The following is a 14,252-nucleotide window of genomic DNA, read 5'->3' as shown; positions in this document are numbered from 1 at the left end:
GTGACTCACGCCCACCGCCGAGACCGAAACCGGCTCACGATCAATCAGATAATCCATAATGGAGATGTCGTGCGGGGCCAAGTCCCAAATCACATTGGTATCGTGTTGAAACAGGCCGAGGTTGACGCGCACGGAATCAAAATATAGAATATCGCCAATTTCACCCTGCTGGATCATTTCTTTGATTTTGCGCACGGCGCCGGTATAAACAAAGGTGTGATCGACCATCAACGTGAGTCCGCGCTCTGCCGCGCATTCCAAGAGTTCGCGCGCATGCTCGACCTTGGTGGTCATCGGCTTTTCCAGCAACACATGCTTGCCCGCGCGCAGGGCGCGCATGCCCAGGGGATGATGCGTCGATACCGGCGTGGCAATCGCGATCGCGCCGACCTCTTCGCGGTGCAACAAGCTTTCGAAGGAGTTTGTCACTTCCGCATGCGGAAAGCTTTTCTTAATTTTTTGCAAACGGGATTCCTGCACATCACAACACACTACGCCTTGCACGCCCTCGGCGGCAAAAAAATTTCGCACTAAATTCGGCCCCCAATAGCCCAAACCGACGACGCCGATTTTCATATCATTTCCTCTCATCATCATTTCGCGCCTTTTCCGAGAAGCATCACCGGGATGGTTTTCAGAATCAGCGGCAAGTCCAGCAGCAACGAGGCATTTTGAATGTAATACAAATCGAGAATGACCATGTCGTCAAACCCGACTAAACTGCGCCCACTCACCTGCCAGACTCCCGTACAGCCGGGCGTCACACTCAACCGTTTCTTGTGCCAATCTTCATAATTCTCCCATTCATAGGGCAAACAGGGCCGCGGCCCCACCAGGCTCATGTCGCCGCGCAAGACGTTGAACAATTGCGGCAATTCATCCAGGCTGGTTTTGCGAATGAATTTGCCCACATGCGTAATGCGCGCTTCATTCACGATTTTCGTCGAGCCGTTTCGTGAGGCTGCGCCGTTTTGCCCGCGCATGAAATTCAACATGCTGCGCTTGCGCGCTTCATCATTGTCGCTGCCTGCCACCATCGAGCGGAATTTGTAAAAGTGAAACGGCTTTCCGTCTTTGCCGATGCGTATTTGGCGAAAGAACACTGCGCCTGGCGAATCCAGCTTGATTGCCAGCGCAATGACGGCCATCACCGGCGCCAGCACAATCAGGCCGAGAGTCGCCAGCACGAGATCGAAGAATCGTTTCAAGGTTCTTTGCAAGTATCGTGGTCGCGGCGTGGTGAAACCGACAACCGGTACGTTGCCATACCGCTCGGTTGAAATGCGTTCCGGCACAACTTCATAAAGCGGCGAGGCAATCTTAACCGCTGCGGAGGTTTTGGCGCAGCGCTCGAGCACGTCAAGCAGTTGCTGCGGCGTGACATCATCCAAACAAACCAAAATTTCTTCGATGTGGCGCTGCGTGACGATGGTCTCCAATTCATCGATTTTGCCCAGAACGCGGAGCTGCTCGAATACACGCGCGCCGGGAGATAAACTGTCATCGAGAAATCCAATGACGCGCAAACCGTAGGGATTTTGCATGCGGATGTTGGCGGCCATCATTCTGCCGGTGGTGCGGCCACCGAGAATCAATACGGAACGGCGATAGAAATTATTCTTGGTCAGAAAAAGGAACAGCGTGCGAAAGAGCACGATGCGGCTGAACACCAGCAGCGCAAAACTGATCAAGATAAAACTGAACGGCGCGAAACGGCTGGCGATAATAACCTGGGCATTCTTGATAAACGAGAAGAGCGTAAGCCCCAAGACGGCGGCAAAAATGCCGTTGCCAATGCGCACGGTATGATCGGCGATCGACAAGAACACATTCATTTGATACATCTCATAATGCTGAAAGATCAAAATCACAACCGCGCCATACAATGCGCAAAACAGAAGTTCCGGCTGGTGCGCCGCCAGCACCGAGTCAAATGAATGCAATTGCGGATCGGCTCCAAAGGCAAGCGCCAAAATGAATGAGGTGTTGATCGCCGCCCAATCCAGGAAGCCGAGAATATATTTATAGCGCGCATGTTTTAATGCCGTTAACATGGCCAGCACCTCATGCTTGTCCCTTTTGCTTCAAATCCATGAGAAGTTCCGTAATCTGCGCCGGCAGTTGGCCATTCGTGGGCTTGAAAGCGCCGTTCGCCGGACGTTTCACGACGGGTATGCTCTCGATCTGCCGGACCTCGTTGATGAAGGTGAGACGCCCGTGTTCGTGCAAATATTCATCGAGGTACGGCCGGCGCCCGGTAAAAATGCTGAAAACGGGAACCCCCAGCAAAGCCGCTTCGCGATTCATCGTGCCGCCGCCGCTAATCACGACATCGGAAGCCCATAACAGTTGCAGGCCGTCAACCGGCCAGCGCAGGAATGAAATATTTTTGCGTTGCGCCAGCGTTTCATCGACAAGCTTGCGTTCGGCTTCCGTGCGGTTGACGATGAGACAATGTGTGTTGTCGTGTGCGGAAAAATAATCGAGGCTCGCGCGAAAAAGCATTTCGCTTTTTTCGTCGTGATAATTCCCCAGCAGGCTCGGCGGGCGCAGGGTGATGAGGGTCGTGCCGGGATCGATTTGCAGAGACTTGCGAAAGCCCGGATCGGGAACGAAGTCGCGCATGTATATTTCTTCCTTGAAACCGGTGTAGCGAACGACTTTTTGCAGCTTGAAGCCGGCGTCCGACAAGCGCCGCTCGGGAATGAATGCCGGCATCAGCAGATACGTGGCGAGCGTGTTGAAAATTCTGGCCTCGGTGTATTCATAATCTAGCATCAAAACCGCCGGAATGCCGAGCCGTTTCGCTGCAACAAGTTGCGTGCGTGAGCCATGACTGACAGCCAGGCTGACAGGTTTGCCTTGCACAACTCGCGTCAAAGCCTGCGCGCGCTGAAACAGATTGACGATTTTACCCAGCTTACCCTTGCCGCCATGCTTGCCAAGCAGGGCATGCGGAATATTCCACAGCGTCAACAAATCCTTGGTCTGGGCAAAGTCGCGCGCCGAGATGAAATACGCCTTGTTTCTTTTTTGCAGCTCGGCAAAAATCGGGCGAAACAGGGGAACGTGGGGAGAATTGTCGAGATCAAACCAAAACATGCGGTTGTTGGTTGCTGGATGCTGGTTACTCGTTACTCGTTGCTGGTCGCTGGCTGCACGTTGATAGATTGCCGAAATTCATCACTCCCTCACTTCACGTGCGTAGACGCGCGTCAGCCCGAGAAACATCCACGCCTGCGTCCAGCGCATGAAGGAAGTTTTGATAGTGAAGAATCGTTGGCGGCGATAATAAAAAAAACCTGATGAATCCCAGAAAAGTCTAAGACATTGTTGCAAGATTTGCATTGAGAGTTCGTCCGCATCTTCGATCAAATCGCGCAACTCATCCAATGCAATCAAGGCGTGGGCAAACGCGTGACTTTCGAGCGGGTAAATTTTATTGTGATAGTATTTCACGTGACCATCGGCATCAAAAAAATTTTGCCGATAGAAACGCGCGCCACGCGCGAGCGCTTCACGGCCCATGCCATCTTGCCGGGCATCGATAAACTGCTTGAGTGCAACCAGGCTATAGCCGGTGTGAAAACTGTCGATCCAACGATTGTGCCAAGCTTCGCCGTACAGCCAGGCGCCCTCCGGCTGCTGGCGATTGAGCGAATAGCGCATGCTGCTCTCCGCCAGCTCGAAATAGGCAACGTCATTCGTGAGCGCCGCCACCCGCGCCAGCAATGCCGCTGCAAGCATGTTGGCATTGTGAATGCAAAACTCATCCAGCGGCGTATAGCTGAATGAAAAAGTCTGGCCGTCAGGAATGCGATTCAAACCGCGGCAAATGAAATCGCAGGCAGATTTGGCCAGATGCAGCCAGCGGGCATGATGCGTGAGTTGATAGAATTCCAGCAGGGCGTGGCCGACGAACGAAGTGGTAACGACGTTCGGCGTGTGGCGCGGCGCATAGAAATGGCGATTCGCCCAGGGGAAATCGTAACCCCAACAGGCGCCGGGATAGCCGCGAATGCTGTTCTCGTCGAGCCAGCGTGCAAAAGACTCCGCGCGTTGCCGGTAACGTTGCTCACCGCTTGCCGCATAAAGCCGCGCATAAGCTTCGAGAAACAATCCCATGCCTTTGGCGTTGCAGCCCGGCTTTATGCCAAAAAACGGGCGCAGATTGACCGGCGAGCGCTTGAGCAGTTGCAACATCACCAAGCCCAGCACACGCGAGCGGCCCGTGAGGAATTCAAGAAAGGGGCTGTTTAAGGCATCATGCGGATCATAGCCGCGATAATCCTGCGCCGCGAGCCATGATTCGAATGTCGCCAGAACCGCCTCAAGATCGCATGCGGCTTTATCGGGCAACGTTGTTGTGGTTGGAACGAGCAATGGCATCTGTGGCAAATTCCTGGCGGGATCAATCAAAGGCAAGATGAGCCGGCTCGATACTGGCGGAACGCGTGCGCAGCGATTCCAAAATTTCAAACGTGATGATGGAGGGAGAAAAGAGATCACGGACTTCACGTGCCTTGCCTTCAAAAAAAGCTTGAATCTCCTCGGCATAGCCCTTGCCGGGCAGCTTGAGTTGCCGCTTTTTGGCGGAATCAAAAAATGTTGCTGAAACGAAATTATCGATACTCGCGCACATACCGCCGCCGAAAATTTCGATATACTCCTTCGCCATGCGGCTGCTGCCGTTGGCGAGATAAGTGATCATCGCGAGGCCGCCGTTCTTGAAGCGGATCGTCGCAATGACATTATCCGGTAGAGTTGCGTCGCCGTTGCTGGAGGCAAAGCCTTCGGCATAAACCGAAACCGGCTCCGCGCCGATAAAAAATTGCGCAAGATCGATGAAGTGACAGGCCTCGCCGATGATGCGGCCGCCGCCGATCTGCGGATGATGCAACCAATGACTCGCTTCGAGAAAGCCCGCGTTCACACGATAGTTGACCACCAGCGGCGCGGTCACGCGCGCGAAGCGTTGTTTGATTTCATGCGACAGCGGCGCAAACCGGCGGTTGTATCCCACCGCAAATTTGACAGATTTCTTTTCCCGGGCCTCAGCATAAGCCTGTGTGAGCGCATGCAACTCTTCAAAATTGAGCGCCGGCGGTTTTTCGACGAATACGCTTTTGCCTGCTTGCAACGCAGCAATGGCAAGGGGCGCGTGCAAATCATGGCGCGTGGCGATGAACACGGCGTCAATATTCGGATCAGAGATGATGTCGCGATGATCCGTGGTGCAATAGCGAAACCCGAATTTGTCGGCAACGCTCTTGGCGCTGGGACCATTCATGTTGGCAACGCCCACGAATGCAACATCCGGAACGCGTTTCAATTGCGGCAGCAGATAGGATTGCGCGAAGTTGCCCGCGCCGATGAAGCCGATGCGCCGGCCCACTGAGGTCGCCGGGATTTGAGCCTCAGGCGCGCGGGAAACTTTGCGCGTAAGCTTGCCGTTGCTTGCGGCATATTCCAGCAGAACGCCCAAATATTTTTCCTGCGCTCTGCCGAGAATAAGCTGATAGGCATCCACCGCTTGCGTGACGGGAAAACGATGCGTGGTGAGATTGTTGACCTTCACTTTGCCTTTGGCAACCAGTTGCAGGAAAGCAGAGAGATTGCGTTTTTCCGTCCAGCGTACATACGCATAAGGATAGTCAATGCCCTCGGCCTCGTAACGCGCGTCATAACGTCCCGGGCCATAGCTGCACGACATGCGCACGTCAAGCTCTTTCTCGTAAAACGGGCTGCGCGGAATATCGAGATTCACCAGGCCGACGATCACAATCTTCCCTTTTTTGCGCGCCAAACGTCCGCTCAATTCAATTGGATCATTGCTTTTGGTGGCCGCAGTGATCATGCACGAATCGAAGCCATGGCCGCCGGTGAGATCGCGCAGCTTTTCTTCGAGATTTGTCGTGTGCCGCAAAAACGCAGCAGTCGCGCCGGACTGTAGCGCACGCTCGACGTGTTCAGGGCTGAGATCAATGCCAACAACGTTGCAACCGTTCGCTTCCAAAATTTGCAGCGTGAGCTGACCGAGCAATCCCAGACCCAACACCAAAACCCAATCACCAATTTGCGGCTCAGCCTGGCGTACACCCTGCAAGGCAATGGCGCCGAGCGTAGTGTAGGCTGCTTCTTCATAGCTAACGTTATCAGGAATCGGCGCGCAAAGATTCTTCGGAACAAACACGTATTCCGCGTGATGGGCATATTCACCGCCGGCACACGCGACGCGATCGCCAGCTTGAAAAAGTTCCGGGCAATCGCTTTCCACCACTTCACCGGCGCACGAATAACCCAACGTTTTGAGCATCGACAACCGGCTCATAACTTTTTCATAAGTCGCACGCACGCCGTCGCGCCGCACATTGTCGAGAGTTTGGCGCACGAGATCCGGACGCTTTTGCGCCTTGCCCAGCAAGCTGCTTTGTGCAACTTCCACGGTGGCGCGCTCCGTGCCGGCGCTGATCAGAGAAAACCGTGTGCGCACCAGCACACCATCCGGCCGCAGCATCGGCGCCGGCAAGTCTTCGACCTTCAACTCACCGGTTTTAAAGTTTTGGAGGACTTGTTTCATTGTCGACAAAAATTTGAAACCACATTTCCAGAGTCAACAGCGCCCAGATGCGATGCGCGTTGTCCTGCCGCCCGGCACGATCGTCTGCAATGATTCTTTGCACGTAGGCCGGATTGAGATAGCCGCGGCGCTTGATGCGCTCTTCACTCAACAAATCCTGCATCAACACTTCCAAGCCATTTTTGACCCACGAACGCAGCGGCGCGCCAAAGGGCGCTTTGGGCCGGTAAATCACTTCGTGCGGCAGCAAAGATTCCATGGCTTTCTTGAACACATACTTCGATTGCAGTCCGTGAATCTTGTACTTGGCAGGAATGCTGAACGCAAACTCAACGACTTTGTGATCGGCCAGCGGTGGCCGGCTTTCGACTCCGGCTGCCATGGTTGCCTTGTCAGAATACATCAAATTCAAACTTGGCAAAAACATCTTGCTGTCCACAAAACACATTTGATTGAGGTATTCCAAATCGCCGGCCTGGCCGAAGCATTCAAAATGCCGACGTAAAGGATACGTCTGCTCGCGCGGCATGTAAAATTCCGGCGCCAACAGTTGCTGAAACTCGGCTTCGTCATAGTAAGAATAACTGCCAATGAAGCTGTTGACCGGATCGCAACCCGCATTTTTGATGAACCGCTTGGCCCAGCGCGCCGTGCGCCAGCCGCGCTGTGAAAACGTCACCGGCGCAACATGCACGAAGCTTTCGACCAGAGCTTTGCGCAGAAACTGCGGTATACGGCGATAGGTGATTGCCAGCATCGAGGCGAGATGTTTGCGATAGCCCGCAAAAATCTCGTCGCCGCCCATGCCGTTGAGCAACACCGTCGTGCCGGAATCCTTCGCGGCTTTGGCAATCAAATAGGTGTTGATTGCGGCCGGGTCTGCAATCGGTTCATCGAGATGCCATAAGATCTTCGGCAACAAATCCACGAGATTCGGCGCGATGGTAATTTCATGATGTTCCGTGCCGAATTGCCGGGCTATGACGCGCGCGTATTTGGCATCGTCCGGCATGGCCTCCAGCCGGCTATCCTCTTCGCTGAATTTGATGGTATAAGTCGAAAAATTGCCATTGTTCTGGCCGCGCGCCAGGCTGACAACAGCGCTCGAATCCAACCCGCCGCTGAGAAACGCGCCCACCGGCACATCGCTGATCATTTGCCGCTGCACGGCTTGCTGCAATTGTTCGCGCAAGCCGTCGACATAATAGCTTTCCGGCCGGGAATCCGTGTGCGCCGTGGGAATTTCCCAGTAACGCTCGAGCTTGAGTTTGCCTTGATGGTACTCCAAATAATGGCCGGCAGGCAATTTCAGTATGTTTTGAAAAATCGTTTTGGGATCGGGAATCCACAAAAATAAAAGAATGCTGTGAATCGCGTCAACGTCGACCTCCCGCCGCAATCCCGGCGCATGCAAAAGCGCTTTTAGTTCCGAGGCAAAAACAAATCTGCCGTTGGTGAGGGCATAGTAAAACGGCTTGATGCCGAGTTGATCGCGCGCCGCAAAGAGGGTTTTATTTTTGGCATCCCAAATCGCAAATGCAAACATGCCAATGAACTTGTTGAGACAGCGCGATCCCCACGCTTCATAGGCGCACAAAAGAACTTCGGTATCGCAGTTGGAACGAAACGTATATCCCTTCTGCTCCAATTCTGCGCGCAACTCGCGAAAATTGTAAAGCTCACCGTTATAGACAATCGTGAGATGGCCGGCAGGATTGGTCATGGGTTGATGGCCGGCGGCGCTGAGATCGATGATGCTCAAGCGGCGATGGCCCAGCGCAACGCCGTCTTCCGCCAGCACATGCACTCCGGAATCATCCGGGCCGCGATGCGCCAACGCGGCTGTCATATTGTAAATGAGTTGTTGATCAGCTTGACCAACGATGCCGGCAATACCACACATAGTCTAAAATTGGTTGGAGGGATTGAGGGATCGTTGGATTGTTGGTTTCATCAATCCATTAATCCAAAAATCCCACTATCCACGTGTTTAATTCATACTCTCGGCATTTGCCGCGACCGCCGGCAACGCGACAAGTTCGATATGCCCCTCGCCCTCAAGCTCATTACGCTTGACTTGCACGCCTGCACTCGTGCCCCAAAACAGCAGCCACACCGGCAGCGTGGCGCGCGACATTTCCCAATAGTTATCGAGAAAGGCCAGCCCGAACAAATAAACCGAGCCGGCAACCAATGCCGTTGCCAACGGCAAAAACTCGGGGGCGATCTCTTTCGCTTGCCGCAAAAGCTTGAACGATTTGATCGTCATAAAGAGATAAATTCCGATGATGATCAAGCCGCCGAGCACACCAATCTCAGCCACCGGCGCCAAAAAGCTGGAGTGCGGATTGGAGAGCTGATAGCTGCCCAAAACCGCCTGGCTGCGAAAGTGTCCGACATAAGTCTCGCTGACTTTCGTAAAGCGCGGGCCGGATAAGCCAAAAAGCCGCTCGATCAAATCTCCCACGCCTTTGCCTTTGCTTCCGGCCAACTCATAGCTGAACGTGTAATAAGCCCGGCTCAAATAATTTCCTGGGCCGACGCCCGCCAGTGCCGCCATGGGCCGATCATCGAACAACTTGAGCGTCTGGGTATAGGATTGAAACTTTCCATATTGCAGGAATGCGGTGGGATTCGCCACAATTTTTTCCCAATCGCCATACTTGAGATTGGTTTCGTCCTGCGCCTGCAACAAGATATAAGATATGGTGGTCGCAGAGATGGCAATAATAAACACGCTGGTGATCAGCACTTTCAGCACCGGCTTGCCGTAGAGAGCGCCCAGCATCACGATGATCGCCAACAAAAAAATAGGCACAGCCGCGCGATACTGCAGCAGATAAAAAATGACCAGGACGGCTGTTTGGCCCATAATCAAGCGCAGTTTACCGCGCTTGCGAAACTCTTCCTCGCCCAACAGCAGACCGCCACAAATGACCAGCAACGTCGAAAATTGATACGCATTGAGGCCATAGGTGCCCGAAACGACATCGGGATTTTGTGTGGCGATGAACTGTGGTACATTGATAAAAACGACCACGGCAATATTGATGGCCAGCAAAACCAGAAAGAGCTGTCGTACCTGGTGCGCCAGAACGCCGACGTCTTCCACGATCTTGTTGAGCGCAATAAAGAGTATCGGCCCCTGCAAAAAACCAATAGCAAACAAAACCGCAGCCGGCGCCAGCAAATCCCGCGAGTTCATGAAAGCTGAGGTTAGAATGATCAAGGTCACGGCAAAAATGGTGCGCACCAGAAAACGGTGGGTTCGCAAGTCAACCTCGGGGTGGGCATACCGCAATAACCCGGCGGCACCGAGAAACACGATGAACGGAAGATCGAGGATATCAACCCATTTGGGCAATATGCCCAAAACCTCTGAAAAGAAACGGCTGGTGAGAAAAAAGGCAAAGAAGGCTATAACGATACGCTGCAACATGATTCTCTCAACTAGGCTTTCTAGTACACTGCCACCTTAGTTCATTATACTACCTCAATTTGTCATTCAAGGTGAATCTTGTGAAGTTTGCGTTCAGGCCTGAATTTTCACAAGATTCTTTCAGAATGACAATTAGAGCTGGGCATTAATTTTCAAGATGACAATACGCTAGGAGCACGGAACCTTCCGCACATCTGGCAACCTATGAATTCAATAAACCACGGCACCAAATCTACACCCGCCACAGGATCTCTTCAAATTGCCGCGCAACGCATGTGATGTCAAAGCGTTCCGCGGCATACTTGGCATTGTAGGCGCCCATCGCCCGCGCTTTGGTACGATCGCGAACGAGCATATCGAGTTTTTCCGCCAAATCATCGCTATTCCCCGGTTGCACGAAAATGCCGTTCGTGCCTTCGACGACTACTTCGGGCAGCGCGCCCACCGGCGTCACGACCACCGGAAGGCCATGAGCCATGGCTTCCAACACCGACATGGAAAAACCCTCGGTGTACGAAGGCAAAACAAACACATCGGCCTCGGCAAACGCCCGCGTTTTTGCCTCACCCGAGACCACGCCCAAATATTCGGCGTCGTGATCTCCAGCCTGTTCGACAAAATCCGAGATAACGCGTTCGATGCGTTCCGAGTTTTCGTCAAAAAATGTTCGCGCCGGGCCGGACAAGAATGCACTAATGGCTTTGCGGCGATCTCCGGCAAAGCGTTTCTCGCCGGCAAACAGCAACCGCACCGGGTGGCGTTGGCGCAATTGCTGATACGCCAGCACCAACTCGTAGAAACCCTTGGAGAAAGCCACATGCCCCATGAACAAAAGTGTAAATGGCTTTTGTGCAGACGCATGCGGACTGTAATAACCGTTTAACGGCAAACCATTGTACAGCACGTGCAAGCGCTCCCGGGGAACCAATCCCGCAAAAAGACTTTTTAGAATTTCTGCCTGCACGATCACGGCATCAACGTGCTTTAACGCATGGCGGATCAGCCAGCAAAAAAGTTTGCCGTATTGCTCATACAAGCTGCGAAAGCTGCCGCCGCGATAATGCGCGATGGCGCGCTTGCCCAGAAGTTTCGCGGTGAAAATGATAACCGTGTCGCGCAACAATCCCACTTTGCCGGAAGAGAGCAAAAAGTAAACTTTATCCGGCCGGGTGCGGCGCAGCGCATGCAAGAAATCCCAATAAACCTTGAGAAAACCGATGATGCCCTCGAGGTCGAATACCCCTTTCTTGCCGTTTTCCGCGCGAATATTGCTGCGCACATGCGTCACCCGGATTTTTTCGCCGGAGATTGCTTCGAGCAAAAGTCCGGTGGCCACTTCCGGTCCAGCATAAGGCGGCGGCGTTGGCGCGTAAATGAGAATGTGGGGCTTGGGAGACTTCGTCATTCTTGGATAACATCTAAACTTGACACCACGATAATTCCCTGAGCTAAACCATTTTGCTTCTTCGGAGCATAGGTGGCAGGCTAAGATTTTGGAGAGAGCAAAAGCCCCAAAGGGGCGGCACATAAAAGCTTGGGGCAACGCCCCAAGATAAAATTCAATCCAAACTCGGAGCGCCAACGGCGCGAAATTTTGAGCGGGGCTGTCATTGACGCTACTTTATTTTGCCCTTTCAGGGCGATAGGAACGGAGAACTTTCTTTTCCCAGGGCGGTGCCCTGGGCTAATCCATCTTGCCCCTTCGGGGCTTGTGTTTCACATCAGCACCAAGATTAGTTTGATGCGTATGCCCTCGTGACATTCGATTCAGGGCTTACCCCCAAAACCTTTGTGCTGTCATGCCCGAGTCCTTTAATCGGACATTCACTTTCAATACTGCCAGGTTTTGGGCTAGACGCCAAAGCGTTGGTCGCTGGCGCAGAGGCCTGCGTTACCCATCTCCCGGCAGGCAACCCAAAATCGCCTGCACGAAACCTTGCGCATTCTTTTGAATATTGACGGACTCGGCAACAATCCGCAGCGACTGCCGGCCCATTTCTTCGCGTATGCCAGGGTTCAAACAAAGCTCTCGAATACATTGAGCCAACGCCGGAATGTCGGTGGGGTCCACCACAAAACCGTTCTGCCCGTCCTGCACCACATCAATCGTGCCGCCGGCAAATTTTGAAGCGATGATCGGCAGGCCTGCGGCTGCAGCTTCTACTAGGACAAGGCCATAAATGTCGTACAAGGAAGGAAACACGAAAAAATCGCATTTTTTGAAAAAGCGCGCAACTTCATAATTGGGTTGAGGCCCCCAGAATGTAACATGCGTTAGCGACAACTCGCGCGTCAACCTCTCCAGCCGCTCTCTATCAGGCCCGCCCCCAACGATGTCAAATTGAATCTGAAGTTTCGAGCTCGATTGTAGAAGCTGAAGTGCATGCAAGGCGAATTCGATGCCCTTGAATCTCTGGAGGTTACCCACAAATAATACGCGCGGTTTAGCAAATCCATCTCTTTCCACGCGAGGCGGCGCCTTCTTCAGCAGTTCACTGAAATTCTCCGTGTCGATAGAATTTATCGCAATATGAATGTTTTCTTTCGCAACGCCATTCTGTGCCAAAAAGTTTCGAGCCTCTGATCCGTATGCAATACACAGTGCGCTCTGTGCAAGTAGATATTTGCGTACTGGTTTACGTAGCCATTCTGCTCGCCGTCGCTGGGCCTGGCGGCTAGTTTCTCCAGAATAAATTAGAAACGGTATATTGCGCCCACTGGCATAGTGACATGCAAACATGGACGGCAAAGAAAAACCGGCTGACACAACTATGGCCGGGTTTTCTTCACGCAAAATTTTTGGTAGTGACCAACCAAAACTGAACAACTTCTCAGAGCCAATCTGGAGATTCAAATCATTCAAAAACCGAAAAGGAAAGGTGATGTCACTGATAACACCTTGCCAGTATGACCGTCGTTTATAGCTGGCGGCAGCAAACAAAACCTTCAGTGAAAGGCCATGAGCTTTCAGTGCCACATATGCGCGATTCAACATTGCTACGCGATAAGGCGCAGGAATATTCGTGATGAAGATCACGCTAGGCTGGCTGGCATCTGGCAAATTGCTACTCTCGGCAGTTCGGTAATGATACAATTTTAAGCGAGTCAGCGACACTACTTAAACCAGCGTTCATACCACGTTGCCAGCGTATACAAATTCCAACTCAAAAAGCCCTGCTCCTCTGTTTCATGCAAACGTGTGCGCATTTCATTCATAAAGCCCGAACTCAACACGCCCCAATCGGATTGCAAACGCGGCAACACGGTAAAAATTTTTTCATGCATCATGCTGCCGGCCCATTCCCGTATCGGTACACAAAAGCCTTGTTTTTTGCGGTGCAGGAATTCTTCTGGCACCGTGCCGGCGAGCGCTTGTTTGAGAATATATTTCTTCTCGCCATTTTTGTATTTGAGTTGCTGCGGCATTTGCAGCGCAAATTCCACCAGGTGGTGATCGAGAAACGGCACGCGAATCTCAATGGAATTCGCCATGCCCATCCGGTCGGCGCGATACAAAAAAACATGCTCGACTTCCGAGCGCAGGCCCCAATACGACAGCCATTCGCAATAATCCGTGCTGTGGCGTTCGGCCTCAAACTGTTGGCGGCCTTCTGCAACGGCGCGATAAACCTCCGCCTTGCCGTTCAAGATTTCTTGAAATGCCGGCGTGCCTTTCAGCGCGCCGGTCGCACCGATATAAAGCTCGATCTCGTGGGAAGCGCGTACCAGCATGTCGCCGGCAACGCCGTTTACGCCCATGCGTTGGCTCGTCTGCGCCACTGCTGTCTTGATAAAACGTGGCAGGCTGTTGAATCCGCGCCAATAGGGTTGCAGCCGCAGATACTGCATGTATTTGTTGTAACCGCAAAACAGCTCATCGCTGCCGTCGCCATTGAGAATCACAATCGCGCCATTGCGTCGCGCTAGTTGCGAAACAAAATATATCGGAATGGTGGTGGCATCTGCGACCGGCTCATCGAGATAAAATGCCAGTTCCGGCAGCACCTCCAAAAGATGGCGCGGCGTAATCTCGATCTCATGATGCTCGGTTTTGAAATGCCGGGCTGCCGCACGGGCGTGGCTGCGTTCGTCATAGGCTTGCTGCCCCTGAAACCCGGCAGTAAACGTGTGTACCTTGCTTCCCTGCACGCGCGACATTAACGCAACATTTGCCGTGGAGTCTACTCCACCGCTCAAAAACACCCCCACTGGAACATCGCTGCGCATGCGCAG

Annotated in this window: 10 protein-coding genes; all 10 read right to left on the bottom strand. The window is 53.0% G+C overall.

The annotated features are described in order from the left end of the window. The coding region (locus FBQ85_15125; protein MDL1876482.1) for a Gfo/Idh/MocA family oxidoreductase at nt 1–576 on the bottom strand (576 nt) is incomplete at its 3' end. Between the two features lie 17 nt (nt 577–593). Next, nucleotides 594–2,054, bottom strand: coding sequence for a sugar transferase (locus FBQ85_15120; protein MDL1876481.1), 1,461 nt, complete (start codon nt 2,052–2,054; stop codon nt 594–596). A 10-nt stretch (nt 2,055–2,064) separates the two neighbouring features. Beyond that, nucleotides 2,065–3,102, bottom strand: a complete 1,038-nt coding sequence (locus FBQ85_15115) for a DUF354 domain-containing protein (protein MDL1876480.1) — start codon at nt 3,100–3,102, stop codon at nt 2,065–2,067. Between the two features lie 81 nt (nt 3,103–3,183). Next, nucleotides 3,184–4,389: a hypothetical protein gene (locus tag FBQ85_15110; protein MDL1876479.1), complete on the bottom strand. Its 1,206-nt coding sequence runs from the start codon at nt 4,387–4,389 to the stop codon at nt 3,184–3,186. A 22-nt stretch (nt 4,390–4,411) separates the two neighbouring features. Continuing rightward, nucleotides 4,412–6,580, bottom strand: coding sequence for a zinc-binding dehydrogenase (locus FBQ85_15105; GenBank protein MDL1876478.1), 2,169 nt, complete (start codon nt 6,578–6,580; stop codon nt 4,412–4,414). Further along, nucleotides 6,555–8,483 carry an asparagine synthase (glutamine-hydrolyzing) gene (asnB, locus tag FBQ85_15100; protein MDL1876477.1) on the bottom strand — a complete coding sequence of 643 codons (1,929 nt, stop codon included), beginning with the start codon at nt 8,481–8,483 and terminating at the stop codon, nt 6,555–6,557. The genes FBQ85_15105 and asnB overlap by 26 nt, the downstream gene beginning before the upstream one ends. A gap of 87 nt (nt 8,484–8,570) precedes the next feature. Beyond that, nucleotides 8,571–10,019: a hypothetical protein gene (locus FBQ85_15095; GenBank protein MDL1876476.1), complete on the bottom strand. Its 1,449-nt coding sequence runs from the start codon at nt 10,017–10,019 to the stop codon at nt 8,571–8,573. 232 nt (nt 10,020–10,251) lie between these two features. Beyond that, nucleotides 10,252–11,547: a glycosyltransferase family 4 protein gene (locus FBQ85_15090; GenBank protein ID MDL1876475.1), complete on the bottom strand. Its 1,296-nt coding sequence runs from the start codon at nt 11,545–11,547 to the stop codon at nt 10,252–10,254. A gap of 363 nt (nt 11,548–11,910) precedes the next feature. Next, the gene (locus FBQ85_15085; GenBank protein MDL1876474.1) at nt 11,911–13,080 is read right to left on the bottom strand and encodes a glycosyltransferase family 4 protein; all 1,170 of its coding nucleotides are present in this window, start codon (nt 13,078–13,080) and stop codon (nt 11,911–11,913) included. A gap of 53 nt (nt 13,081–13,133) precedes the next feature. Next, the gene (locus FBQ85_15080; GenBank protein MDL1876473.1) at nt 13,134–14,252 is read right to left on the bottom strand and encodes an asparagine synthase; all 1,119 of its coding nucleotides are present in this window, start codon (nt 14,250–14,252) and stop codon (nt 13,134–13,136) included.

The sequence above is a fragment of the Cytophagia bacterium CHB2 genome, from assembly GCA_030263535.1.
Classification (GTDB): Bacteria; Zhuqueibacterota; Zhuqueibacteria; order Zhuqueibacterales; family Zhuqueibacteraceae; genus Coneutiohabitans.
The sequence above is the reverse complement of the archived record's forward strand: the minus strand, read 5'-3'. Positions and strand labels throughout refer to the sequence as shown.

Bases quoted from the DNA above. Each gene is read 5' to 3' on its own strand.
- FBQ85_15120 (MDL1876481.1), bottom strand. From the start codon at position 2,054: ATGTTAACGGCATTAAAACATGCGCGCTATAAATATATTCTCGGCTTC.
- FBQ85_15115 (MDL1876480.1), bottom strand. From the start codon at position 3,102: ATGTTTTGGTTTGATCTCGACAATTCTCCCCACGTTCCCCTGTTTCGC.
- FBQ85_15110 (MDL1876479.1), bottom strand. From the start codon at position 4,389: ATGCCATTGCTCGTTCCAACCACAACAACGTTGCCCGATAAAGCCGCA.
- FBQ85_15105 (MDL1876478.1), bottom strand. From the start codon at position 6,580: ATGAAACAAGTCCTCCAAAACTTTAAAACCGGTGAGTTGAAGGTCGAA.
- asnB (MDL1876477.1), bottom strand. From the start codon at position 8,483: ATGTGTGGTATTGCCGGCATCGTTGGTCAAGCTGATCAACAACTCATT.
- FBQ85_15095 (MDL1876476.1), bottom strand. From the start codon at position 10,019: ATGTTGCAGCGTATCGTTATAGCCTTCTTTGCCTTTTTTCTCACCAGC.
- FBQ85_15090 (MDL1876475.1), bottom strand. From the start codon at position 11,547: ATGTGCCGCCCCTTTGGGGCTTTTGCTCTCTCCAAAATCTTAGCCTGC.